This window comes from Spirosoma aerophilum, assembly GCF_054782495.1.
This window is the reverse complement of record NZ_BAAGSJ010000037.1, coordinates 1-25,278: the sequence shown is the minus strand read 5'-3', so window position 1 is coordinate 25,278 and position 25,278 is coordinate 1. Positions and strand designations below refer to the sequence as shown.

Sequence of the window (25,278 nt, the reverse complement as noted above, 5' to 3'; positions counted from 1 at the left end):
ACGTTAATAGAGTAATATAGAAAAAGACAATAGCATTAATTTCACCAGGTAGGTATACATCAATACGCGGATACTAACCCACTTAGCAAAGTTAATGCCACTGTTTTTTTTGTTATTTAGGGAAATGATGTATTTGACCAATTCACCATAAGTTAACTGAGTTGTTAGGGTCTTTTTACTTTTTTCAGACTCTGTCAATCAATTCTTCACTTACTCACTGTAAAAGTGTCATTTAGATGTGTACAAGGGGTAGATAACCTAATTTAGTTTAACCAACGCAGTTGCATTATACTGTGTTTCACAGTTGGCCTTGGTTGTACATACAGCTCGAAATAATATCATTACATAACGTTGCTTATACAACAATCCTGGAAAAGTACAACGTTTAGACTCCTTCTCAGAAGGGTTCGAACGTTGTACTTTTCCAGTTTAAGAGGTTGCGAATGTAAAATTTCTTAATTATATTCATTCAAATCCATAGACAGATAACCTATATGAGCAAAATCACTACTGACCACTTTTTTAAAGCTGCTGGCTACATTGACCAACACGGGATACCTAAGCGGAGGGGACTACGTGATTGGGCTGTCTCTGTTAACAACAGGGTATATCCTGTAAAGTATATGCTTAGTGTTGCCCGTTTCCTTTCAGGTGACAATAAAGATATTTGCAACGGAAGCGGATTTATTACAAACGATGCGCGGGCCATCTTAGAAGAATACGGCCTTACGCCAATAGAGGTTGAGAAACCTTGATAAGAATAATATTTGGTCAGTTATAGTAAAATCAACGTCTGACTCCGGTATACACTGCAAGATGGGGCAAAAATGAAAATAGCCCTATAAAAGGGTTTCTTGACTAAGCGGGCGGAACTATACGGTAAACAACGAGTTTTATAGTTCAAAACGACTATTTGTTAATGATCAGCACCTTATCAGAAAGGAAACATGAAAACCTGCTATAAAAACAGCCATTCCAACCAATCTAAGAGGGTATTGCAACCTATCAAAAAGGAAATCCTATTTGATAGAATCAGTGGTAATATATTGATAATCAAATTTTACCTATAAGTATAGTTGTTTAGCGTATAAATCTGCCGTTTGGAAGAAATAGCCCTTTTATAAGAAGAACTTAGAAGTACGTATGGGGTATTGTTAGTTAATTTTCTACTAACTACCTTTGAAACAGGTAGTTAAAACCATAAAATATATGAAAGCTCCCCTATCAATACTGGTTTTAATCTTTTTCACATTGCAAGCATACAGCCAACCCTCTCGCTCTAGTAGTCTTAGAGGAAATTCGATAAGGATTTCACCCACCAAAACTCGTGCTGAAAGCTCTTCCAACTACGAAAGCTCTTCCAACTATGAAAGCTCTTCCAACTATGAAAGTTTTAATACAGCACCTGCACGTGTTCAACACAAGCCTAAAGACATTATAAATGATTTTTGGGGTGAAAAAAATATGAATGCACCAGGTACAACCCAAGCATCTAAAAATTTTTGGGGCGAATCGAAAACTTCTAACAATCAAAACATTACAGATCCAAATCCCAGAAATCCAGCAGTAAATGATCGACTTGAAATTACGCGTACACCAGGTAATGAGCGATGGCAGATGAATAATATAGGCAATTCACAAGTGGGGGATGTAACAAACAACAGTTATAATACTGATAATAACTCTCGAGGCAGTTCTACGACATCAAACAATAGATATCAACCCTCTCAAGGATCAATCGGAGAAAATAGAAGTGCTCCTAGCCAAACAATATCAAATCAAACCCAAAAGCCAAACTTTCCCTAATCTAGCTTCAAGAATTGACTATTAAATCTTAAGCTGTTACAACTTTACATTCTACCAAAGTTAACGACAATTTTTATAGCTATAATTAACATAATTAAATGGTTAGACTATACTTTGAAATGAAGGATTCACTTGTCTATCTAACCTGTTTCTTTCTACTTTTTGTAGTAATTCATAGCAAAGCACAAACTAATGAAGAGCGAGCAAAGTCTGCTTACCTAAATGCAGAGAGTGCCTTTGATAGTCGCAAATTTCAGGATGCAATAAAGAGCCTTTATAGAGCCAAAGAATATTTAGGTAGAACTACTCCAGTTATTCAATATCTATTGATTAAAAGTTATTATAACGACCAGAATTATATTGAGGCTAAGCAAGAACTTTCAATTTATTTCCATACAATAAAGGGTTACGAAAGTAATGAAGGTGATAGGTATAAAGAAATGCTTGAGCTAGTTGATGAAGTTAGTTCAAAAGCTAAAGTCCAAAATACGATACAGCAGGAAGCTGTCAACCTTTCAGGCCGGTATGAGTTCTATGATTTCCATAGTATGTCATCTTGTGCTAATGAACATTTCAGACCTCTTTCTGTCTCTCAACAAAGCAATTTAGTAACAGTAGAATTTCAATCAGGTTTTGGGTCTAGTGAGACTAAAGAACACCCTGCTATTTTTAAGGGGAATTTTACATTCGAGCAGAATTTCACTTTTTATGGAATCCAAGCTACTATTTCTGGGTCTCAAGTAGTGAATTATACTATTTCACAAGCCGATTTTAGTATTGAAAAGGTTTATTCACTTCCGGTTAGCTATAATTACAATATAACAACTGCAAATGGATTTGTTGAGAAAACCATCGAGTTTCGGGCGCCCTGCTTTTTTCTCGGTGATGTACGTAATAATGGTAAAATTGTAAACCCTAGGCTTAGTAATAATGATTTTAGGGTTACTTTCAAGCAGCGTTTTCCTGTTCGCTAGTGTATAGCTGTATCGACAAAAGTCTTGTTCGGAGTAAATTCTTGGAATGTTTTCTTAACATAAGTCTTGTAGGTCTACACTGCAAAACGGGGCAAAAATGAAGATAGCCCTATAGAGTGCTGATTTGAGTCGGAGTAAAGAAAACGGTCGTTTACTTTACTGGCTGGTTAGTTGGCAAAATATAGCCTATTTTGACCCATTTTGAAGGAAATAAACCATGTTAAACTATCAAAGTAAGCTTAGCTGCGTCGAGTACTGAGTTTTCTAACTCTCTATTTTCATTTTGGCCCCGTTTTGCACTAAAGACCGACTCCCTAGATTCGCGCCCGATCTGGCCCCGCTCCTGGCAACTTTCGCCCGTTTATGGGGTAGGCTCTCAAAAAATTGTTTGGTTTTACTTAATCGCCTGATAAAGCAAGCGGGTCAGATTTTCCAGTTGTAAATTGGAAAATCTGACCCGCCTGTACATACAGATTCCTCCAGTAGAAGAATCAAAATATAACAGGGAAGAATTAGAAACTAACTCCAAAAGTAAAGCCGGTTATTCGTGTGGACGGTACGTGTATAATGTCCTGTCCTATAACTCCACGATCTGCCAAGTATAGGCGCATTTGAAAAGAAGTGATGTTATACTCTGCTACGATCTGCCAACCTTTGGCTATTCCGTGAATTACTGAATTTGTTACAGGTAGTCGATACATCCAATTGTTAGGGTCCCATTGTATCAAATCCTCTGTTACTCGCACATTTACAGGCAATTCAAGGAATAACCCTCCGGCTATCCCAATACTACTAATTTTACTGACCTGAAAAGTACGTTTCACAGGTAGGAAAATTTGAGTAGAAAAGCCTTTTACATGATACTCATAAGTGTCTAGAATGGGCGTTCTATACGTTAAATCTGCGCCATTCTGTCTTATAGCGAGTTCAGGACTGAGAGAGAGTTTACCCGAAATTGGTATGTTGTAAATTGCTCCTAACTGTAGGTTCTGCCCCTCTCCCCTCACATTTGAGATTGCATACTTGCTAAATGGGGAAAGAGCTTGAAAGTTAAGACCTACATAAGCAGTGATTCGCTTGGGTGTAGGTCTAGAATAATAGTTATCTTGGCCTTGTACTTTGAAAGCTAAAGTCAAATTTACCAGACATATTATTACGAAGCTTTTCATGTCAGTGTCAGTTAAAATTCATCCTCCAAATTATGCTTCTTAGTGTTTTTTGCCGGCTCTGGTGCTGGTGGTAATACCTCTTCTTTTGGCTCTATAGCTATCGGTTTCAGTGGCTTGAATAGATTCTCAATATCAATTTGAATACGGTCGAAATTTGAGTCTATGTCATTCTTATCAACCTGGCTAATTGCTTTTAAATCGACGGGATCCGCTTGATCTGGCTTCATCTTAGCTCGAAAGTAACTCACATCGGATTCCACGAGTTGGCCGAAAAATTCTCCTGTCTGTAATTCTAACACCTGCTGAATCGTAACTCTGTCCCGATCGGTGATACTCACTTGATGGGACTTTTGGTAAGTCTTCATACTCTGTTCTGAGGCGTCGCTAGTGGACTCACTACGCTGTAAGACCTGTTCCTTACCCCACATTGTACAGATGTATTGTGCGGTCTGTTGATGGTTTACGCGACCATAGAACTTGTTAGCCATATTAGCTATAATTGTGTCTTTTTCATCTTGACCGTACATGCTCACAATCTGGCTAAAATCCTGCGCGCCAAATACGGTGGCCACCTTGTTGCTCCGAGCGGTGGCAGGGATAGTAGCAAAATCAGGAATGTATAGCGTAGGGGCTTCGTCTAGAATAACTGCTGATGGTATTTTACCCTGTTGGTTCATCTCGCCAAGTGCCATTGTAGCGATTAAAGCAATGACAGGGCTATAGGTACCGGCTAATCTTGGATTGTTGCCTATAGTGACAAATTTGGGGCTTTTAGGGTTGTTTAGATTTAGGTCAAAGTCATCTCCTGACAACACCCAAGCGATTTCTGGCGTGTTTAAAATGCTCAGGGCATCTTGTAAGGTCGCTACTACTGCGGCAATCTGCCCCCCTGCCTTTTCGTCAACTGCGGTACGTATACTAGCAATCGTGCCGGCAACCTCTCTATTTTCTCTTAGAAGGGCTACAACCTTAGAAACAGGTTCATTAGCCATTGCCATTGCATGGGGTAAGGTGCACAGCTCAGGGTGTTCCTTTTTCAGAAACCAAATTATGCCAGTCAGATAAGTTGTGGCATTTTTAACGAAGAAATTGTCCCCCCCTTTTCCCGGAGGAAACAAGTTTTTAATGATGGTTTGGGCTGCGGCTCTAGCGTTGCTAGCCGTGTGTAGGGTTTCTGGCTTAATGGGGTTGACCCGGTGGCTACGCGTTAGATCATCGAAGTTGACGATATACGATTTTGTATCCGATGGAAAACGCTTCATAGCTCCCTGAGCTATTTTAGCTAGTGTCGGGAATTTAAAGTCATAAAGAAGTCCGGCATGACCTTGTTCAATAGTTTGGACAATGATCGGTTCAATTACACTGAAGCTCTTACCGGCTCCAGCTCCACCGATCACGAGTATACCGGCGAATGGGTTGGTTAGAAACAGATATCCTTTGGTCGTGACGAGTCTATAAACATAGTCCTCAACCTTCTTCCCTGTTTTTGTTGTCTGTGATACTTGACCAATGGCGGGGCCTTTCTTACCTTTAAAGCGCAGTACAACCATGAAAACGATTGCTCCCAGGGCGGCTAAAATAGCTGCTTTATCTGCCCACCATAAGGGAACATGAATGCTCAGTAAGGCCCACATAACTAGTTTATGCGTTCCCCAAATCACTAGTAAAGGCAAACCAACATAGCCAATAACATAACCCCAAAATGACCCTTTCATAACGTTTAAATTTTAGATGGTTTCACATACTATACCCATTCTCACTACTTCTCCCCTGTTGTCTTTCTTGCTCACCCCTTAAGTCAGTATTCTTGTCTTGTTTATGCTGCATAGCTTGTTCGTAGCTTTCTCGCTTATCGTTGTTCCGCTCTCGCCTGTGTCCCATCGCGTCTTCATAATCCTGCTGTTTACCGTTCTTTTTGGCGTTGCAGTAATCGTAAGACTCTTTCAAATCGCGCTCATAGTTGAATTGCTTATCAAAGGTTTGTTCGTTAGCCCTAAAAAATTGGTCGCGGTCAAACATCTTTTGATTGTTGACAGTAGGGCATAAATGCATAGTTTGTTCCTGCTTTTTTCCCTGCTCTGCATCTAATACATGCCTGTTCTCTCGTGCTTCACAACGGGAAATTATAATATGAATATGCCGTTGATCTCCCTCTTTTAATTCACCTGATTTTACAATTCCTGCTTTAACATCTTCGTCCAACGAATTGTATTTACGCTCGTTTTCTATTTTGGCATACCAAACCAAATCTTTGCTTTCTTTTCCCCTATTTTCTCCTTTACTATTACAGAAACCAGAAGCATAATTCTCCATTACGTTTCTAGTATATTCTTTTAATTTTTCAGAATCGTTACCAATGTGTGCAAGCTCTTCTTGACTGGGAGCTATAACAATAGAATAAAACCGATCTTGTTCTTTTTCTATTTTTTGCCCCTTAGCATTATTATCTATCTGTTGTATGACTTCCCACTTATTACAGTTATTCCGATCAGCAGAGAAAAAGTATTCTTTATCTGCTGATAAAGTTTTATCATTTTCCTTTTCTAAATAGTTGACCAACTTTGAGCAACTCCCTTTGTTATTCGACTTGACTGGACTAGTGAATTTTGTTTGCATTTACTCATCTAGTTTTAATCCTGTTATTATTCTTTTAACATTGGTATTTACTATTCTTAAATCAGAACGTCTGGGCACACCTTCTGAACTGGCCATATCAAACACAGCTTCTTTAATTGGAATTAATATTTTCTTCTCCTGTTCTTTTATGAAGCTAATTAATCGCTTATCGAGTGCTTTAATTGCGTCGGTAGGGTTATCCGCCTGGGGGCTTCTTGGGTCGGCTTTGGTAACCTTAAAGTATGTCAACATAGCTTCTACCAACCCCTTATTAGTTAGCCCGTAGCTATCGGCCATACGTTCAAAATCCCTGAATGTCTCTTCACTTACACTGATCGTTTTATAAGTGGCCATAATTGCTATTACAATTGTTTTTAGTCTTGATTATCAGTTGGTTGACTTAACAATCATTACTTAATAATGATTGTTAATATTAATAAACTACTGAATATCAGCAATTTATTCCCGCAGGGCAAGAGAGAAGGGCGTCGAAGACCCCTTTCCTCTTGCTAATTAGCCCGAAAGCTAATCACTTTCCGCCGAAACCGTAGGTGAAGGTAGGGAAAGGCTTGCTTTTCCCTGTTTTAGATAGTTATCCATTCTTTTGAGATTATCAAGGTAGTTGTCTGCTGCTTCGTCAAACTCTGTAAAATGATCTCCGGCCCTGTACCCTATAATTTGTATTAGTATCGCCAAAGCATCAGCATCTTCTCTACGTCCCATTACTGCCAGTGTACCAGCAATATTATTTACTGATCGTCTGATTTCGCCAAAATCGATATTATTTGTCATCATGTTTGTACAGATATTTATATCAGCCTATGCGAACATAGGCTGATATAATTTTCATTAAATTTCTGTTACTACGATACTATTTGAGTGCCCCGTACATTTTTTTAACTGGTTTGGAGACAGCGGTTTTAATGTTGTCATACGAGTTGCAACTGTTACTTTCCTTAATTCAAATCTCTTCTTCATGGTTGAAAAAAGTTTAAGTAAGTCTAAATGTAAGTAAATAATCAGATAATAATTAAATAATTTAGTCACCAAATTTCTTTAAGAAACTGTTTTGCTTTCGTAATAGGTAGTTCAACATGACATTTTCTAATTTCTCCTTCTTTGTACTTTAATATTACTCCGTTCTTCTTTCTAGTGGTATTATACGTAAATGCATTGTCAAAAGTAGAAGTTAGATTAATCCAAAAGTTGTTGTTACGAACAAGCTGATAATTCAATGAGTTACTATCTATGTCAGATAGCTGTCCATTTATAAATGTAATCTCAATTATATCATTCTTGTTGGATTGATTTTCTTCAATTATACTAAACCCATTTTTATTAGCATAAAAACGTCTTATAATTTTATGTTTTGTTGTCATTACACTATCAGTATGTCTTATTACAGACACTTGACTAAAGACCCACACCGGATGTAAAAGAAACAACAGCAAAAGAAAATTTAATATTTTAGTCTTGATACGAGAAATTTGTATATACATCAGGTGTGGAATATGTTTAGAAAATATCCTGAAAGTATGGGGCAAACTCACCAATTAACCCCAAATGATTCGTTTAACAATAATGCTGAGTAATTCTAATTTTCCAATATATGGGCTATTATCTAGTCCTCGCTTAATTGTTGCTATATGTTGCAAAATAGGCTCTCCTTCAAGCACATCTCTTGATAAGTCTATCAAAAGTCTTTGATTTTCATCGAGTATTTTAACCTTATCTAATTTCCAACCGTCTTCAATTAAGACTTTTATTGAATAAAAGCAAAATTCTAAATCTGGCAGCTCAATACTGTGTTCACGGTATAATTTCAGTTTTGTAGTAAATTCTGCAGCTCCCCCAATATCGAGCACATTCTTCTTAGGACATTGACCGCTAAACAATAGATTCATAATGTATCACTTGGTGCCATGTTAGCAAAGATTCCAATTCAGTTTCATTCCAATAGTCCAAACAATAAACGCATTGAGCTGTTCGGCTTGTCCTATCTCAGGCGGGTCGTACCCTTATATGCTCACTTCTGCTTAGAAGCGCACAATTGTCTTCTAAGCCTATTTTCTAAGCAAACAGACTACAACTGCACCTAGCTCTCGTTCGTGGCCTAGCGAGCTTGTCTTACACTTGTAATGTATGAGTAAGTACTAGTAGGTTAATCGCTTAACGTAATACACAATCATTAGGTTAAACGCGCCTTCGCTGTATTCATCTTGCATCTTAGGATAAGTAACAGTTTCAATATGAACTACCTCATGTCCACTAGTGAAAGTATCTCCCATTTCTTTAAATGTAAGAATTGATCCTACGTGAACCCAATAATGCTTAAACTCTTCATTAAGCTTAATTCCTAACTGAGTGTAAGCATCTGCATCGGTTGAGTCAAAAAGCTTAAGTTCGTCTTGCAGTTCAACAACTACTCTTGTTCTCAACATATATACCGTACTAATCTGTTAGAATTTCAAATTGGCTAATGGACCTAGTTTAATCTATGAGCTTTAGCGACTAAACCCGATCACTTTACTAAGATATAATATTGAAGGTATAAAACTGTGCGATTGCTTGAAAACTTTTTATAACCAATAATTTTAGTAATGTGTATAAACTAAAAATATAGTTGCGAGCCTCTTCCGCTTTTTTAGCAAACGCGCGGTCCTTTTTGTTTTTTGTTTTTTCGCTTGCTTTGGTTCGGAATTTTTTAGTCTTTTCAACCTTATCCACATTTTTTTTAGCAACGCGCGAGGCAAAACTATTATAGTAGGAAATTTTACTATTATAGTTAATATATATACTGAGTTGTTGCTAATAAAAGGAGGTTTAGGACGGAATTTAGCCTAGAAAAAAGGAGGTTTAGGACGGAAAAAGACTAGAAAAAAGGAGATTTAGGACGGAGTTTGAGGAGTTTGACTTATTTAACTCCTTTTATTATATTGCTGCCGCTTTACTCATTCATACAATGACTGGACACGATAAACGGAACACTCAGTTAGTACTCCCCCTTGAGCTTACTTACGAGCCTCAGCATAGTGAACTTATCAAGCAGCATTGGAATGTGACCTTTGCTCGACAGGGTAAGATGAGCGTGGCCGCCAAACGTATTATGGCGAGAGTTATTGATCAAATAAGGGATGATGATTATTCTTTGCGCCCTTACTATCAATTTCGAATCGGTGATATAATAACGGATGCTAATGTGGCCCAAGATACAGCATATAAACACATCAAAGCAGCCTTAATGGAGTTGATCCATGTCACTTGGGAATTTGAAAGCTTGGATCGTAAGGCATGGTACGTAAGACATTTGCTGGATTCAACTAAGGAACAGGCAGTCGGTTATCAAAACGGAGTTATTACGGTTTTACTTAATCCGCAATTGGAGCCGTATTTTGTTAAAATTGCTCATTATACTAAATATCAAATTAGTAATTATATGAGCCTAAGAAGCTGGTATTCAATGAGATTCTTTGAAATTCTATCAGCCTTCCGGGATACAGGGGTATGGTCCCCTACAATTGAGCAGTATCGACAGTTGATGGACTGCTGGGAGATCAAGGATAAGTCGGGACGCATCAAAAAGAATAAAGATGGTTCACCCAAAATGAAGTATCCACTGACCAAAGATCTTATTAAGTACACAATGAGTGAGGCTATAGACGAATTGGCCAGCACTAATTTGGCCTTTACATATGAGCCTGTCTATGAAACTGAACGAAAATCTGGTGGACGAAAAAAAATTACGGGCTTTAAATTCACAATTCAACGAAAACTAGATGGTAAAATCCCTGAATTCTGGCTCAAAAACCACATTGTTTCGCGGGTAATTGACAATTTACGTGCTTGGAAAGTAACGGATAAGAATATTGCCACTTACCTAGAAGACATCGGTACTGAAGCCGCAAACAAGCTACTTTATAGCTGGCAATTGAAAGAGAACTCAGATGACCGAATTAATGACCGCTTAAAGTACTGTAATGCTGTATTTGTCAAGGTAGGTAAGGCTGCTCAAGAACTTCTGAAGCAGGAAATTCAGACCTCTCTAGAGCGTCAGTACACTACTTCTGAACAATAGAAATGAGAGAAAAAGGAGATTTAGAACGGATATATATGCCACTATTTATTCTGGCTTATTTCTTTAAAAGTCTTCATTTAAAGCTGCCGGAGAATACTTAGGAACAAAAAATCTACTCAATTAAGCAAGGTTTATTGCATAGAAAAAGGAGGTTTGGGACGGAACCTATTTGGTTCTGAAGGTAGTATAAAACTCATTATAGGTTACGTAAAGGCAACTCATAGAATGACTGTTTGTTCCAGACTAATTCTGAACAGAACCGTAGTTGCCTACGTTTTAAACGTAAAAATTAGGGCTAATATCAAACTTGATATTAGCCCTAATTTTTACGTTTATTTTCACGCTCTAATTTTTCAGTAATTGCTTCAATTATCCATCCTTCTAAGGATTTTTTGTCCCTTCCTGATAGTTTAGCCCTATTGTCATTGATCTGGTTCCGTTCACTAACAAGTAATTTAATCGATATTGAAACATGATCATTCGGATCCGTTTTCGTAGTGTGTCGGCCTTTTCCAAGATTTGCTGATTGAGGCTGTTGTTCCACGGTCTCGTCTCCCTGGGACTGGCTTCCACCTTGACGAATAAAATCTAACGCCTTCTCATTATCAAACCCAGTCTCCTTTTTGCGGCTTTTGGGCTTAGGTGCTACTGGCATGTTTATTTCTTGTTTAGTAATTCTTCAATATAGTTATACAGTGCCTTAAACTCAATGGCTGCTTTTTCGTCACCTTTTAATTCTAAAACACCTAAGCCATTAGCTGCTGCGTTAGCGAAAGCTTTACGATGTCCCAGACTCACGTTAATAAATTCTAAGGATTCGGATTGTTGTAGAAGTTCTGCCGCTTCAAAATTTTCCTCCCCTCTTGGATCAGCCATATTGAGAAATACAAATGCTTTGAGCCGGGGGTTAATGACTTGCGCTTGTTCAACTAAGCTCTGTACTTTTTCAATTGTCCAAACATCAAAACTTCGAGGCTTAAAAGGCACAAGATATACATCTGATATGGTCAAAGCGGCCCGTTGGCTATCAGTATCTCTACCGCCTGTGTCGATGACTATATCTTGATAACGTTCTGCTAGTTTAGGTATCTGCTTAAGTACCGATGTACCTGCAAGTTGAATAGCTGTGTAGCCTGCCTTGTTATCTGTACGCTCTTCACGCAAAGCAGTAAAATCTGTACTTGTTTCTTGATCATCAGCATCAACTAACAAAACATCTCTACCCTTACTAGCTAATAGAACAACAAGGTTAGTTGCAACAGTACTCTTGCCGCTTCCTCCTTTAATACCACCCGTTGTATAAACCATTGATTATTATATGGTTAATGGAAATTCACATTCGTATTAGTCGAAAGATAAAAATAAATATTAGACTTAAAAAGAAAGTTTATTTTAGTAGTAAATATTAGGCCTGATATCAAGTCCAATATCACAAGTAATATCAGGATAGGATACGGCTCTACTTTGGAAGTCTAACTTCTTGTTCCGTCCTTACCTTTGGACTAATTTCTAACCAATAATGCTAACAGGAACAATAAAATTTTTTAATGACTCTAAGGATTTGGTTTCATTAAGCCCGATGATGGAGGAGAAGATATTTTTGTCCACGCTTCGGGATTGGCCGATCAAATCCGGGAGAATGACAAAGTAAAATATACTGTCGAACAGGGCAAGAAAGGCTTAAATGCGGTCAATGTCGAAATTGCTTAGACAGAAGGGCTAGCCGATAAGCATGTCTTTGTGTTTTACTGTCTCAGCTACTGAAGGTAAAATCATCAGATTGCTCATCTTGCTCTAAATTGACCGAAAGATAATTCTGTAAACGGCTATAAATTTTTTTGTGTATAATAGCGGTCAGATTCTACAGAATGCTACCACACTAATAACTGTTTAATAAGCATGAGTACTCCTACTCAAAATTACCCTGTTCCAGAAATAGAAAAAAGTCCCGCTATTACAAAACCTGTAAGAATCAATTTGTCAGTCGTTTTTAATAACTGGCCAATCTGGTTAATCATTATTGTTGCAGCCGTAGCAGGATGGGTAACTTTTAATAACTCAAGTCAAGATTTACAAAAAACCTTTGCTGCTGTTGGTGCTGTTATTGGAATTGCAGGAATTTGGTTTGCTTACGTGCGTTTAGTTATGTCGTATGAGCAACAACTTTCTTCAATGTATCAAAGAGAGAGGCACCATCAAGAGATGTTAGATTTTTATAAAAAAAAGGCATCCCAGGATATTATTACAGAATGGTATAAAGAATTCATGCAAAAATCGTTTGTAGTAAGAAATTTCAGAATTGCTAATGCTAATGCTCTAAACAGTTTAGATTTAGGCAAAATTAAAATTGCGCTAGAGCAAGCAGAAGAAGAAGAGCTTGAATTGATTAGAAAAAATGATATCAAAACGACATCGGCGACGTCAGAAGATAAATTTCCAATAAGAAAAAATGTAATTCCTATTCTAAATTACTTCGAAAAAATATCAGTTTGTGTTTTGAATGAAGGGGCTGATGAAGAAATGCTTAAAGAGTATTTTACTGACTCATTTCTAGTATATCAACAAGCTTTTCAGCCCTTGATAGATATGAGAAGAACTACTCCTCACAACAGCACGCCAAAAGCTTTTGAAAACTTCCTTATTGTGGTCAGGAGATGGCATCCGTAAAGTCATTAATTGACTTGCAGGAAGACGGAAAAGGTATAATATTTGTTATAGTGTTATCAAACCAAAACAAAAGAGTGTTATGAAATTACAAAATTTGGGTGGAATTGATAGTTAATGCTCTATAAAACAGGCACTTAACTACTAAAAATCTTGATTTGTGATTCTGCTTTCAATAGTAATCATAAATCAGATGGTTGTCTATCTCTCGATAGATAGCACAGTTTTTAATCTGATTATCGGTATAGCCACATATTTTATGTGGGAGCGGCCGGTACTGAAAAGTTCAGTACCGGCCGCTCTTGTATTCGTGAGCACGTTTGCCAACAATTGCGAGTAGAAGCAACGGGAACAGGATGCCTGCGCCAACGTCCTGACAGTATTTGTCGAAACCAGTTATTTCAAGGCCGATTAAGCCCAATATGGGGTATTTCTTCCTAACAGGCGGATTTATACGGTAAGCAACTACATATCTAGGTAAAAACTGATTGTCAACATTTTAGGCTATTTCTATCAATTAGGAGTTCCTTTTCGATAAAGTAAACTACCCCTTCTGATTGATTAGAAACGCAGATTTTTTAGGCAAATTTTCGACACCCTTTTTGATAACTATTTGATTTACAGCAGTCATTAAGTTGTGACTATATTTTTCGTTGCTTAGCGTGTAAAATTGCCCCATTGGAAGAAGAACCCCTTTATTTGGTTATTAAAAATCCGTGGAATACACTTTTATGGCGTTTTACAAACGTCCGTTGAAATAATGCCACCTGGCAGCCATTCGATAAATCACCGGAAGAAAGTGCTAAATAAATCCTTCTTATCTCAGGGTGCACAATAAAACTAGCAGATCTGCGTTTTGTATCTGTTATGCTTCTTCAGCCTCATTAGTTTTTAGACTAATGAGGCTTTTTCATGTCCTGTTACGCTTAACTTTACGGCCATGGAAGGCATATCGGATCAACCCCTCGCTCAACCCGGCCAACCAGCTCCTGAAACACGGCGGTTTGATGCGGCTAATGATTTTCTGACGATCTGTGATCGCTTGTCAACGGGTTATGACAGCGGCTATTATTGGGAAGATGTGCAACGCGCTTTGCGTATTGCCGCTGGTTTGGAGAAGTGGCCTAAATAGGTTAATGTTGGTTGTCCTGTTTAACTAATCGCATTACTTGAGTGGCCTGAAATGAGCCACCTCTCGACGTTCGGAAACCGGCTCGGTTCAACGCAGCCGCAATTTGGCTTAGATTCTGACCTGCCTGACGCATTAGGACAATCATCGAAGCGGCCCGGCGGTTATTCTCATTCGCTAGAGCCTTGCGCCGGGTGGTTTCTCCCCCTTTTCGTTGCCCCTCGGGCGTTAGATTTTCAGGCTTACCGAGTAATACTCCCTGAGCTCGTTTAGCCTGGAGAGCGGACTTAGTCCGAGAGCTGATTAATTCTCGTTCGTGTTGGGCTAGTGTTGCAAAGATGCCAATGGTTAACGTGTTGGCATCGGGCATATCCACACATTGAAAGTTAACGCCCGAATCCCTCAGCGTGAAGATAAACGAAGCGTTACGGCTCAAGCGGTCGAGCTTGGCAATAACCAGCACTGCACTTTCCTTTTTTGCCCGATCTATAGCCGCTGCCAGTTGTACCCGTTGGTTATTCTTGCCGCTTTCTACCTCCGTGAACTCAGCAATTATAACCCCTTTCACGTATCCCGCTACCGCTGCCCTTTGTGCCTCCAGCCCTAAGCCAGACTCCCCTTGTGCCCTGGTCGATACACGATAATAAGCTACGTACTTGGTTGGGCCGGTAGTGGCGAGTGTGGAGGAAGTTGTTTTCTTTGCCATAGCGTGAATAAGGAGTTTTACTTTTGGAATCGACTTACACGGGCATTCTATTCGCTCTAAACCTTAGATAAGGATACTTCTTGGCCAGTTGAATCACCCGGACATGTGCCTGCATCAACGTGAGCCCTTCATCAGCATCCAAGCCAATTGAATTTTTCTTTGCCCTGTCTTCGATAAAATCTTTGATTGGTATCCAGCCTTTTCTTGTCCAGTCCCATACCTCCACCCGATAATCAATCATACGCCTCTGGTTAAGGGCTGGACTAAAACCGATTTACCCGTTCATTGTAAGCATCTAAAGCGGCATCATCCAGGGGTTCACTATGCCTTAAATGAAGCAGCATTAAGTCTGTCCTATTCGTGGCATGTGCCAGCGTTTCAAATCGTACCTCCCGCTCCACCCAGAAATACGTTTTTTCTAATTGAATCGCTTGATGGAGAATCCCCATAAATAGGTACTCGGTCCGCTCTTTACTTTCGGTAACCGCCAATAGGCGACCAACAATCCGCATACAATCAACGTACAGAAGACGAGGACCTGGTAATTTGACCATTGCCCACTCATAGGCTAGATGCTTAATCAGTTCCTTATTTAAGTCAGGCTCCATGATCATTTACGTTTCTTCTGCTTGGCTCTTGAGTCGTTCAAGCTCAACTTGTAATTGGTCAAGCCGGTCCCAAAGCGCCAGCAAACGGGCTAAATTAGCTTGCTGCTTTTTCATAGCCTCGCCAGATTCCTCTAGTAATTGTATATGCCCACTAGCCAGGACTCTTGCCAAGTTCGACAGTGATACTACCGCTGTCGACTCATCAGCAGGATGGGCGTTTTGATTCGTATTCATTTCTGCCATAGAAACCATTCTCTTTGGACCTCTAAAATATAGGCAAAATACATCTTATTCTCTCCTTTACAAGGCTTGAACGTCCGTTGAAGCCTTGTAAAGGAGAGAATAAGGCGTGTTCATAGCTAAGTAGTGAGCATTGAAATCATTTGGACGTACTAGCGATGGCTAGTTCCGAATTTGAAACGACCATTTATGATTTGTAACAAAGCATACCTTTAAATCACATCATCTAATAATTAGTAATAATCTTTATATTTTTAACTGTTAGTGCATAATCCCTCAGAGATTACTATTCTATTTCAATGACTGTTTTTGGCGCTGGTTCTTGTAAGATTATACTATATAACCATAGTACTCCTTGATTTAGAATTAAAAAAGAAATCACACGAATGGAAACTCATATTTTTTACAAAGGGGTTTTAAATGAAGCTTTTTCTTCTTTTATATTAATGATGAATAACTCTAGATCCCTAATACTTACGGCTTAAGTTTAAACATGTATAAAGATGAATCCGCAAGAAATACTAATTTTAATACTAGCAAGTGCACTTGTTGTTGCATTTGTTTTTGTACTCATAATAACCTGTTTATCCCTAATTGGAAAAGCTAGGTTTATAAACCCTAATCAGCAGAGTAAATTATTTACAGTTCTAATTGTACAGCTTGTAGGAATTTGCCTTTTTGCATTTAAAAAATCATTTGTCGATAGTATACCGACAAATCCTGTTGAGAAAGCTGAAGAATTTATAAAAGTTAACAAAAACTTATCTTCTATTTCACCGGACACTTTGGCCCAATCACTTAATCCTACCGTAGGAGGATACATTTGGGGCGAGTTTTTTAGATATAGAATACTTATACGTTCTCATATGAGAAGGCTTTGTGTAAATAAATTAAATATAAAGGTAGATGACGATGAATCGTACAAAACAATGGCGGATAGATTATACAAGACCTCTATAATAGATTCTGTCTTGCATAATAACATTTCGAAAATTGGATTTGCAACTTATTCATCCCAGTGGGGAGCTGGAATACAGCCAACATCTAAAGAGGCTAAGTTTGTCGCTGACAGTGCTAAAATAGTCATTAATGAATTATCAAAAATTAACTAATAACTATTTTATAAAAATTGATATTGTACACCTAGATACCAGCCTCTGGGTTTCACCTCAAATGGACACTTTCGACCTTGTTGCCGCCCGGACGCTTGATCAGACCCGACGTTTAGTCACTAAGATGCTAGATGTAGCTGATCGCATTCATGCTATTCTTAAGAGCCTACTGGGAAAGCATGTTTGGTTGTAGCCCCGATCCATTGCAACACAAGTTGACTGTTGGCTAAATAGAGCCAAGCCACCGAAGAAAATACTTTGTGCTCGTAATCTTTAGTCACCCGACAAAAGAAATTGGTTCAGGCAATGCTCCGCTCAACAACCCAACGCTTGGCGACGGGCACAAAACCACGCGCTGATTCAGGACGGGATGCTTTTGCGCAGTCGATACTCAACCGGGCTAATTCAGCCGCGATAACACCATTGTAGGCTTGGTCTCCAAAACTTTTTCCAGCCGCTAGCCAACCCGCCACAAGATGTCCACTACTAACGGCACCGCCAAGGTCCCATCAACTCGGTTGGCAGCATCCACATCAGCTACCCATAACCGACCCTGGGTATCAACTAATTTTAAAAAGGTCGGCTTTTTTCCACTGGTCAAAGTAGTAGCAGACCACTTGCCAGTGCGGCCAGCAAGGCGGTAGGTTGCGCCATTGACAAGCGGTACGAAGTAGCCACAAGATAGCGTCCATAATCTGGCGTAAATCGTGCTTAAACTTGCGTTTTAGCCGGGTGGCCGGAGCCATCGAAAAAAGGCGAAATTGTTGCCCACTGGTAGTCAGTTAGTGCTTGCCACTGGGAGGTCATGCTTTTATTGCTTGGTCGCTAAAAAGTTGACTTAACTACCAGCTTTTTAAAATTTCCCAGCATGCTCTAAAAAAGTACAATGACATGCCTACTGCTCACAAATAGCTGGATGTTATACTTTCCTTATCTTAAAAATTAAAGTAACCTGAAAATGGAAAAAAGATACGGGAAATTTCCCATTGACATTATTAAAATCCTATCGGTATTTGCCACTTCTAGCGTACGCTACTAGCATCGACATTAATTTTACACTTAAAGCTAATGCCGATACCGCTAACCATAAAAATCGATTAAAGGCACCCGTACTAAAACTAACACTTTAAAGCTATGAAATCCACTTTTCTATTTATAGGATTGATAATCACAACAATGAATTTATCCTCTTGCCAGGTATGGTATAAAATAACTGGCAAATACAAAACTTATCAGGAAAATGCCCAAAAATTGGTAGATGACTTGGAAAGGGCAAAAGATAGAGTTTATTCACAAGTAAAACTAGTCAAGAAAAGTGAACTAGCTCAGTCCAAAAAGGATTCCTTAAAAACTGAATATGAGGTAGTCAAGAATAGTTTCAATAAAACTTATCAAAGTGTTTTGGATACACTCCCAAAAAAAATAGTAGATAAAGGAAAATGTATTGCATTGGGTTATAAAAGTGTAATATTACCTCAGGAGTTTAAACTAAAACAATCAAGTGATTTAGCAGATAATTTTATAAAAAATAGCAATAAATCATTGAGCACTGTTGGGGCAGGAGCAGGAGTAGGGCTTGCGGGAACAATAATAGGAGGTATTTTAAAAGCATTTGCAGAAGAAAGAATAGAGGTTTGTAAGAGCAACATAGATAAATTAAAGTATAAATCATGGGACGATGTCAATTAAACATATTTTTTTAGTTCTATCCCTGCACTTAATATGCTATGTAGCATATTCACAGACGGATAATTTCAAATTAATATCTCCAAAGCAAAAAAACTATTTAGATTCTTCGTTTCAAATTACAAATATAAAATATGAAAATAGTGGTGCTTTTTTTTCAAGTTGTAATCAGAAAACAATATTTTACTCTCCCCAATTTTTAAAAGAATTTGTTGCCAGATACATTGGGTCTGATACTATGTTATTAGCGGAAGGTATATTAGCCCATGAGTATGCACACCTCAAGCAATGTGAAAAAAACCCAGAGCTATTTGATATAAAATATATAGGTAAGCGAGAACTTCACGCTGATTTTTTAGCAGGTCACTATCTATCGAGGAGATACGTTAACAGCTTCATGGTAGATAACTCTGAATCTGAAATTTTTAGACAGATATGTCTGTTCTACAAAAATGAAAACATTAACCTAAATATCATAATTGCTATGCTAATAAATAGTGGTTATGAGTATGACTACAGTTTATATGGTATTGATAACGACACTTCAAAGCTTTTACGTTTCGCATCACTCTGGCGAGGCCTCAGTAACTCTGGCGTTAGTACATTTGATGAAGCTTATCGCCTTGGCCTAGAAATCACAAGCAAGCTACTTAATAATCCTAGTTCTATAAATACCTATAAAGTATTTAAGATTATAGGAATAGACATACTAACAAAAATCATAAGGAAAGAGCTAAACTATCAAAATATGATTAGAGCTATTCAAATTAATGTAAATGATAAAAACAATGGATTAACGCAAAAAGAGAAAAGTGATTATACTTTAGTATTATCAACTATGAAAGTCCTAAAATGCAAATAGCAAAATGTATGAGTATTAAACTATCTGCATCAATAATGCTTTTTCTTACAGCTAATATTTATAGCTTTTCACAGACATTCGAATACGAAATCGATGAAGAATTCTTCAATAAAATGAAAATTTCAATTGCTAATGATTCCACATCATCTGATTCAATATATTTATACATGAACAAAGATAAGATAAAAAATATTGTTCAAAACGTCAAATTAGTAGATAATGGACTTAATGTTAAAAAATATTTAGTTACCGAATATTTCAATTTCAGGTATAGTAATCATAAATTACTAGTAGATGAAATAAATTTTAAATCTTTAGATATTAATAATTTAATTATTACTATTAAAGGAACAGTTATAGCCGACAGGGAAAGATGGAAAGCGAGTTTAGTCAATTTAGTTCCAAGACTTACTTGGAACCCTGATGGATTCAAAGAATTAATAAATTTAAATTCTGAACTACTTTTGTCAATGGATGGAAGTATAATAGGGTTACCATTAAGACAAGTTAATTTAAAATTTAACATATTAATTAAAAATCTACAAGGCAAGTATAATTTGGAACCTGTAAAGCCTAATTTTGCTTTACCTCTAAATTCAAAATCATTTCAAAAAGTCATTCATTTGTCAGAAATGAAAAAAATTAGAGATGAAAGTATTTTTAATGATGTAGCTATAAATAGTTTCAAAATAGCATCAGATGATGAAAGTATATATTTTGTATTTACTCTGCGAGGCTATCACTAATTAGACATTTTAAACTGAACAGCGATGATCAGATTCACATATTTTATTATTAAAATTTTATGTCTCATAATAATTTTCAACTGTATTTCGCTCGGGCAAATAAGGCTAAAAGGCAGTATCGGCATGAAAGACGATAATCCTAAAACGGAAGTATTTAAAACACAACAAGCAAGTGAAAATACTACGAAAATCATAAAAAAACTTTTGCTTAGTGTGGGTTTTAGACGGGATAGATCATATATACTTGAAACGACTGATATTAGCTTTGCACGTGTAGGCTTAGATAGCCTTAATAGAGAGGTCATTTTAGTTAACCCTAAAGATATAAGTACTGCAAATGAGTTTTGTTCAAATACAGCTATACTTGCGCATGAACTAGGGCATATTTTTGGTAGGCATCTGATAGACTCAGTTATAACTAGTAGGCATGAATTAGATGCCGATTATTATTCAGGGTTTGTCACGAGAAAGTTAAAAGAATGTTCAGATATTTCTGTAGTTAAGGCTCCGTTCAAAGAGTTCATTGAAGATGCACAACACCCGGCATTTTCAGTCAGAGAAAAGGAGATTGAACAAGGCTGGAACGATGCAAGTCCAAGTGCTCTTGTAGCTATTAAATTACCTAGTAAAGGGATAGCTAAATTTGTAAAGAAAGACTCTCTCGCTGACTTATTTTTAACAGTTACTAAGATTACTCCACCTGTCAACAGAAATGATTTAAAGTTTAGAGTAATTATGTCCATTAAATCGCAAGAAAAATTTCTTTCGCAAGAAGAAATTTTTTCTTCTATTAAGAAAGTTCGCTACTATCTTCATCATACAATGGACAAGAATCCAATTCCTTGGTTTTACGCATACAAAACAGTAAAAAAAGGCATAAACAATATTGATTTTAGCCACACAATACTTGTTTGGGGCGATTTCCCAATAAAAGCAAAAATATTTTTTACAGATGGATCAACACTAAAAATAAAAAAAGTATTTCATCTGTAAATTAAACTAGAATAGAATTATAGTACTAGTTAAGTTAAAACTGGTCTAAATTTTAACTCTTTATAATTATTACTAGAATGAAATAATTTTGGTATTTAATTTTAAAGATTTTCTGTCTTGATCTGTCAAATTTGGCCTTGTAGACTTGCTACTTTTTACTGGACAAAGAGCTAAGTAACATTTGTCTAGAAAAGTAACAAGACTAATCTCACATATCCCTCTTCTTATGGTACGCTTATAAAATGCCCTTCAGAGCATTTTGCTTTCGTTTCTTTTACAACTACCTACAACCGTATGTATGCCTATGTACAAGGGTTACAAACCAGCAACGGTCGTTCCTAGTTTGTAACCCTTACCCATTACCATTACATCAGGTCAGCGATGGATCAGCTAACAAATGCTTTAGGTTTGCATACTCTTCTCTATCTAAAAGGTCAATCGTTCCTTCGGTGGCTAAACGGATTCGATCCCGGCATTTACTGATCCGAGATAACAACGGTTGTATAATGGTATTACTATGATTGACAAAATCGTAGAGGTCTCCCTCACAGGATGGGATTTTGTAGCCTTTGGTGCTGCTGGCAATGATGACACCCGCATCCCGGAGCGGCGCAATCACCCGCGTTTGAAAGTAGTGCAGGCTGGGCAAACTGCCGCGCCGTTCCTCAATGTGCGCTATTAGTTCCCGGCTTGAAATGTACCGAGTAGGGTCAACATGGCGGAAATGAAATAGCAAATAATTTAAGCACGTAACTTGGTCAACTTCTTGAGGGGAACGACTGGCTAGTTTACGATGCAAAAAGTCTTGGCCTAGGCCTACACATAGTTCAGCTAAACCAGCATTGTAATCGGCTTGATCGGGCAAGCTCTGGGCTACCACGGGGGCAAATACGTCTGGCCAGTATTTTAGGGTAAGTAACTTAGGTTTCAACAATTGTACGAAGCTCGCTCGTTCGGATGATAGCACAGTTTCATCATAACACAGGGATAGGGTGCCCGCTACAAAATCGGCCGCCTGGATGAGAAGACTGGCTTGGCTGTTCACAAAGCGAAAACTAGCTTGGTTAAACAGGGTGGGCACATGTCGGTTATAGATGTACTGGGTGAATCCCTGCATAAAACTTTCGTCACCGTGTCTATCCGCCACTAATTCCAGATTGGGAAAGCTGCGGTAAAGTTCTCGGTCAGCTAGCCCATGCAGAAACTTGTAGAAGGACCCTTTGTAGTAAAAGCCCTCCCCGCGCAGCTCTCGTTTATCAACGACAAGGGCAAATAGTTGAAAGGGAACGGTGAGCAGTTGTTTTAAGATCAAGATCCGGCGCTTATCATCGCTGCCTACTTTGGCTGATTTGATCGGGCCAGTTTGAAAAAAGCGTTTACGCACCTGCTCTAATTGAGTTTCAGCTTCACTAAGCTGTTCTTTGCGTAGGGTGATGGCGGTGACGATGAAATGGGTGGAAACACCGGGCTTGGTAAAGTCAAGGCCATTGTTTCCCCACTCATCCAGAAAGGCAATATGGTCATTCATTGGACAACTAGTAAGCTAGCCAGCAAGTTACTGATTGTCGCTGATACCTTTTATCTCCTTTCTAACCATATCCGCTCGCTCAGCCTCTGTTAATAAGTAAACGAACGTTTGTATAGTAACAAAGAAATAGCAAATACATTATTCTGTGTAACACTAAGAAAGCTGTAATTCACGGTTATAGATTCAAAGTTCTACATTACAATAAATTTTCCCATCTCTTTCCTATTGGATAACCTCGCTACTATTAGCTCACTTGCAGATGGCCTCCAGTATGTCGTTACAACATTTGTACTTTTTCTATTTCTTAGAAAGCCACTCCTAAACTCATCCTTAAGTTTTTACTACTACATGCTGGTTTAGCTCATTAACAGAGAGCCCAACCACTTCTTTATGGTTGCATGCCATTAACACCAATCTACATTTTATCCCACATTGTTGATTATGCCTTTACTTACATTAGAACGCCCTTTTAAGTCCTTGCTACAACCTTTCTCACTGGAAATACCGAATCTGGTCGTTTTATCTGGTATTAATGGGGGTGGCAAAAGTCACTTATTAACCTCATTAGAGAATAATCAAGCAAAAATATTCTCTGATTCAGGAATTGAGCTTAAAAGAAAGAGATTAGTATTGACGCAACATTTGATGCCTAGCGAGCAGTATGTAGCAAGCCGTGAAAGTATGCAATATGAATTTACTAATCTATTTCAATTGATCCAGAGTCACGCGACAACATTACAGCAGCAGCCAGATGTCGATCTCAATCATCTATTCTCAAATAATTTAATTCAAGCTTTTATTCTAAAAGAAATAATCAAAAGCTCTGGAATTCCCATTCTAAAGCTAAAAGTTGAAGATATAAAAGAGCATTACCCAGTTGCACTTGGTAATCCAGCAGACATGTTTCAACAGAATTTCTCAAACGTGTTCAAACGGTATCTTGATCGTCTAGAAGATAATATGTACTTCAAATACTTGAATGAGGTAAGAGGAGTGAAGAAAAATTATATCAGCGACCAAGAATTTATAGAAAGGCATGGAGAAGCACCTTGGGACTTAGTCAACAAAATTTTTTCGGAAGCCGAAATAGATTATAGAGTCAATAATCCAATTGTTAATGATAGAGATCTACCGTTTCAATTTTTATTGATAAACAAAACTAATGGTGCAGAAGTACCCTTTAGTGACTTATCATCAGGAGAAAAAGTACTAATGTCTCTAGCGTTGGCCCTTTACAATTCGAGATTTGATCTGGCCTTTCCTGACGTATTACTTCTGGATGAGCTCGACGCTCACCTGCACCCATCAATGGCTAAACAATTGTTACGAGTGTTGAATGAAGTATTTGTTAAAGAGAAAGGAGTTAATGTTATAATGACAACTCATTCACCCTCTACCGTCGCCTTAGCTCCTGAAGAATCTTTATTTATTATGCAGAGAGAGTCTCCCAGAATGATAAAACAGACACAAGAGCAAGTCTTAAGATTGCTAACAGATGGTATTCCTTCTTTCAGTATATATACTGATAATAGGAGACAGGTTTACACCGAAAGTGATACGGATGTAGAGTTTTATACCAAACTATATGGTAAATTAAAAAAAAGTATACCTAGTGACAGATCACTATACTTTATGTCATCCGGAGCGTTAAAATCCAATACTGGTAATAGCAGTCAGGTTCGTGATATTGTTAATCAGTTAGTTCGCAACGGCAATAAAACAGTTTATGGGATAATCGATTGGGATGGAAAGAATATAGGTAACCAAAAAATATTTGTTTTAGGTTCTAACGTTAGATATAGTATCGAAAACTACATCTTTGACCCTATTATATTTATTGCTTTCCTACTGCGTGAAGATATTTTGAGTAAAGAAATATTTGGGTTAGACGAAGATGAGCAGTATTTCCATTTACCCTCTTTCCCAGCAGAACGTTTACAGCGTATTGTAAATATATTCTTTGCTGACTTTATAGCAAAAGCTAATCCAGTCATTGACAGCAGCTCTATTTCCGTTTGCCTTTATCATGGGGGTCTCGAACTACAAATACCTAGTTGGTATCTCAAATATAGAGGCCATGATTTAGAAGATCTTCTGAAGGTATCCTATCATCAACTTAACAAATTTCGCAATCCAAGCCTTAAGATGGAGATCATAAAAAGGGTAATTGGTGAATTACCCACATTCATTCCTTGGGATATAGTACAATTATTTCAGACTTTACAAAATGCTTGAGCTAACTTGTTCTACTACACGTTAATAGAGTAATATAGAAAAAGACAATAGCATTAATTTCACCAGGTAGGTATACATCAATACGCGGATACTAACCCACTTAGCAAAGTTAATGCCACTGTTTTTTTT

General features: G+C 37.8%; 28 protein-coding genes and 1 pseudogene. 12 read left to right on the top strand and 17 right to left on the bottom strand.

The window, feature by feature from the left end; all coding sequences use genetic code 11:
* The first annotated feature begins 1,209 nt into the window (after positions 1 to 1,209).
* Together ACYVK4_RS29855 and ACYVK4_RS29850 are read left to right on the top strand one after the other, a co-directional pair.
* Positions 1,210 to 1,806 carry a hypothetical protein gene (locus ACYVK4_RS29855; RefSeq protein WP_461131251.1) on the top strand — a complete coding sequence of 199 codons (597 nt, stop codon included), beginning with the start codon at positions 1,210 to 1,212 and terminating at the stop codon, positions 1,804 to 1,806.
* A gap of 119 nt (positions 1,807 to 1,925) precedes the next feature.
* Complete coding sequence (locus tag ACYVK4_RS29850) at positions 1,926 to 2,780, top strand: hypothetical protein (RefSeq protein WP_461131250.1); 855 nt, start codon at positions 1,926 to 1,928, stop codon at positions 2,778 to 2,780.
* Between the two features lie 512 nt (positions 2,781 to 3,292).
* Here ACYVK4_RS29850 and ACYVK4_RS29845 read toward each other — a convergent pair.
* The 8 genes from ACYVK4_RS29845 to ACYVK4_RS29810 all read right to left on the bottom strand — a co-directional run bounded on the left by ACYVK4_RS29845 (position 3,293) and on the right by ACYVK4_RS29810 (position 9,006).
* Positions 3,293 to 3,949, bottom strand: a complete 657-nt coding sequence (locus ACYVK4_RS29845; protein ID WP_461131249.1) for a hypothetical protein — start codon at positions 3,947 to 3,949, stop codon at positions 3,293 to 3,295.
* 11 nt (positions 3,950 to 3,960) lie between these two features.
* Entirely contained in the window at positions 3,961 to 5,664 is a 1,704-nt protein-coding gene (locus ACYVK4_RS29840; protein WP_461131248.1) for a type IV secretory system conjugative DNA transfer family protein, read from the bottom strand.
* A 22-nt stretch (positions 5,665 to 5,686) separates the two neighbouring features.
* Complete coding sequence (locus tag ACYVK4_RS29835) at positions 5,687 to 6,565, bottom strand: DUF5712 family protein (RefSeq protein WP_461131247.1); 879 nt, start codon at positions 6,563 to 6,565, stop codon at positions 5,687 to 5,689.
* The gene (locus ACYVK4_RS29830; protein WP_461131246.1) at positions 6,566 to 6,919 is read right to left on the bottom strand and encodes a BfmA/BtgA family mobilization protein; all 354 of its coding nucleotides are present in this window, start codon (positions 6,917 to 6,919) and stop codon (positions 6,566 to 6,568) included.
* A gap of 171 nt (positions 6,920 to 7,090) precedes the next feature.
* Positions 7,091 to 7,360: a hypothetical protein gene (locus tag ACYVK4_RS29825; RefSeq protein ID WP_461131245.1), complete on the bottom strand. Its 270-nt coding sequence runs from the start codon at positions 7,358 to 7,360 to the stop codon at positions 7,091 to 7,093.
* A gap of 248 nt (positions 7,361 to 7,608) precedes the next feature.
* Entirely contained in the window at positions 7,609 to 7,944 is a 336-nt protein-coding gene (locus tag ACYVK4_RS29820; RefSeq protein ID WP_461131244.1) for a hypothetical protein, read from the bottom strand.
* A 174-nt stretch (positions 7,945 to 8,118) separates the two neighbouring features.
* Complete coding sequence (locus ACYVK4_RS29815; protein ID WP_461131243.1) at positions 8,119 to 8,469, bottom strand: hypothetical protein; 351 nt, start codon at positions 8,467 to 8,469, stop codon at positions 8,119 to 8,121.
* Between the two features lie 249 nt (positions 8,470 to 8,718).
* The gene (locus ACYVK4_RS29810) at positions 8,719 to 9,006 is read right to left on the bottom strand and encodes a hypothetical protein (RefSeq protein ID WP_461131242.1); all 288 of its coding nucleotides are present in this window, start codon (positions 9,004 to 9,006) and stop codon (positions 8,719 to 8,721) included.
* Between the two features lie 521 nt (positions 9,007 to 9,527).
* Here ACYVK4_RS29810 and ACYVK4_RS29805 point away from each other — a divergent pair.
* On the top strand, positions 9,528 to 10,640 hold the full coding sequence (locus ACYVK4_RS29805) for a replication initiation protein (protein WP_461131241.1): 1,113 nt from the start codon (positions 9,528 to 9,530) through the stop codon (positions 10,638 to 10,640).
* A 319-nt stretch (positions 10,641 to 10,959) separates the two neighbouring features.
* On the opposite strand, the gene ACYVK4_RS29800 is transcribed toward ACYVK4_RS29805, so the two are convergent.
* Positions 10,960 to 11,295 (bottom strand): hypothetical protein, encoded by a 336-nt coding sequence (locus tag ACYVK4_RS29800; RefSeq protein ID WP_461131240.1) that lies wholly within the window; start codon positions 11,293 to 11,295, stop codon positions 10,960 to 10,962.
* 2 nt (positions 11,296 to 11,297) lie between these two features.
* Positions 11,298 to 11,948: a nucleotide-binding protein gene (locus ACYVK4_RS29795; protein WP_093833065.1), complete on the bottom strand. Its 651-nt coding sequence runs from the start codon at positions 11,946 to 11,948 to the stop codon at positions 11,298 to 11,300.
* Between the two features lie 211 nt (positions 11,949 to 12,159).
* Between ACYVK4_RS29795 and ACYVK4_RS29790 the strand changes: the two are divergent.
* The 3 genes and pseudogenes from ACYVK4_RS29790 (at position 12,160) to ACYVK4_RS29780 (ending at position 14,436) form a co-directional block, all read left to right on the top strand.
* A pseudogene (locus tag ACYVK4_RS29790) lies at positions 12,160 to 12,350 on the top strand (cold-shock protein).
* Positions 12,351 to 12,539: 189 nt separating this feature from the next.
* Positions 12,540 to 13,307 carry a DUF4760 domain-containing protein gene (locus tag ACYVK4_RS29785; RefSeq protein ID WP_461131239.1) on the top strand — a complete coding sequence of 256 codons (768 nt, stop codon included), beginning with the start codon at positions 12,540 to 12,542 and terminating at the stop codon, positions 13,305 to 13,307.
* 937 nt (positions 13,308 to 14,244) lie between these two features.
* A complete protein-coding gene (locus ACYVK4_RS29780) occupies positions 14,245 to 14,436 on the top strand; it encodes a hypothetical protein (RefSeq protein ID WP_461131238.1) in 192 nt (63 codons plus the stop codon).
* 1 nt (position 14,437) lies between these two features.
* Here the strand turns inward: ACYVK4_RS29780 and ACYVK4_RS29775 are convergent, their stop codons facing one another.
* From ACYVK4_RS29775 to ACYVK4_RS29760, 4 genes are read right to left on the bottom strand one after another with little or no spacing between them, the layout of a single operon-like run.
* Positions 14,438 to 15,139: a recombinase family protein gene (locus tag ACYVK4_RS29775; RefSeq protein ID WP_461131237.1), complete on the bottom strand. Its 702-nt coding sequence runs from the start codon at positions 15,137 to 15,139 to the stop codon at positions 14,438 to 14,440.
* Between the two features lie 34 nt (positions 15,140 to 15,173).
* Entirely contained in the window at positions 15,174 to 15,380 is a 207-nt protein-coding gene (locus ACYVK4_RS29770) for a hypothetical protein (RefSeq protein WP_461131236.1), read from the bottom strand.
* 22 nt (positions 15,381 to 15,402) lie between these two features.
* Entirely contained in the window at positions 15,403 to 15,747 is a 345-nt protein-coding gene (locus ACYVK4_RS29765) for a hypothetical protein (RefSeq protein ID WP_461131235.1), read from the bottom strand.
* Positions 15,748 to 15,753: 6 nt separating this feature from the next.
* Positions 15,754 to 15,990: a hypothetical protein gene (locus ACYVK4_RS29760; protein ID WP_461131234.1), complete on the bottom strand. Its 237-nt coding sequence runs from the start codon at positions 15,988 to 15,990 to the stop codon at positions 15,754 to 15,756.
* Between the two features lie 500 nt (positions 15,991 to 16,490).
* Here ACYVK4_RS29760 and ACYVK4_RS29755 point away from each other — a divergent pair, with 500 nt between their 5' ends.
* Positions 16,491 to 17,099, top strand: a complete 609-nt coding sequence (locus ACYVK4_RS29755; RefSeq protein WP_461131233.1) for a hypothetical protein — start codon at positions 16,491 to 16,493, stop codon at positions 17,097 to 17,099.
* Between the two features lie 299 nt (positions 17,100 to 17,398).
* Here ACYVK4_RS29755 and ACYVK4_RS29750 read toward each other — a convergent pair whose 3' ends face one another.
* Both ACYVK4_RS29750 and ACYVK4_RS29745 read right to left on the bottom strand, forming a co-directional pair.
* Positions 17,399 to 17,572 carry a hypothetical protein gene (locus ACYVK4_RS29750; RefSeq protein ID WP_461131232.1) on the bottom strand — a complete coding sequence of 58 codons (174 nt, stop codon included), beginning with the start codon at positions 17,570 to 17,572 and terminating at the stop codon, positions 17,399 to 17,401.
* 87 nt (positions 17,573 to 17,659) lie between these two features.
* Positions 17,660 to 17,791: a transposase gene (locus ACYVK4_RS29745; protein WP_461131252.1), complete on the bottom strand. Its 132-nt coding sequence runs from the start codon at positions 17,789 to 17,791 to the stop codon at positions 17,660 to 17,662.
* 442 nt (positions 17,792 to 18,233) lie between these two features.
* Between ACYVK4_RS29745 and ACYVK4_RS29740 the strand changes: the two genes are divergently transcribed.
* The 4 genes from ACYVK4_RS29740 (at position 18,234) to ACYVK4_RS29725 (ending at position 21,386) form a co-directional block, all read left to right on the top strand.
* Entirely contained in the window at positions 18,234 to 18,788 is a 555-nt protein-coding gene (locus ACYVK4_RS29740; protein WP_461131231.1) for a hypothetical protein, read from the top strand.
* Positions 18,778 to 19,647, top strand: a complete 870-nt coding sequence (locus ACYVK4_RS29735; protein ID WP_461131230.1) for a hypothetical protein — start codon at positions 18,778 to 18,780, stop codon at positions 19,645 to 19,647. Before ACYVK4_RS29740 ends, ACYVK4_RS29735 begins: the two co-directional genes overlap by 11 nt.
* An 8-nt stretch (positions 19,648 to 19,655) precedes the next feature.
* A complete protein-coding gene (locus tag ACYVK4_RS29730) occupies positions 19,656 to 20,393 on the top strand; it encodes a hypothetical protein (protein WP_461131229.1) in 738 nt (245 codons plus the stop codon).
* A 123-nt stretch (positions 20,394 to 20,516) separates the two neighbouring features.
* The gene (locus tag ACYVK4_RS29725; protein ID WP_461131228.1) at positions 20,517 to 21,386 is read left to right on the top strand and encodes a pYEATS domain-containing protein; all 870 of its coding nucleotides are present in this window, start codon (positions 20,517 to 20,519) and stop codon (positions 21,384 to 21,386) included.
* A gap of 370 nt (positions 21,387 to 21,756) precedes the next feature.
* Here ACYVK4_RS29725 and ACYVK4_RS29720 read toward each other — a convergent pair whose 3' ends face one another.
* Entirely contained in the window at positions 21,757 to 22,914 is a 1,158-nt protein-coding gene (locus ACYVK4_RS29720) for a DUF3800 domain-containing protein (protein WP_461131227.1), read from the bottom strand.
* A 441-nt stretch (positions 22,915 to 23,355) separates the two neighbouring features.
* Between ACYVK4_RS29720 and ACYVK4_RS29715 the strand changes: the two genes are divergently transcribed.
* The gene (locus ACYVK4_RS29715) at positions 23,356 to 25,149 is read left to right on the top strand and encodes an AAA family ATPase (RefSeq protein WP_461131226.1); all 1,794 of its coding nucleotides are present in this window, start codon (positions 23,356 to 23,358) and stop codon (positions 25,147 to 25,149) included.
* Positions 25,150 to 25,278: the final 129 nt, after the last annotated feature.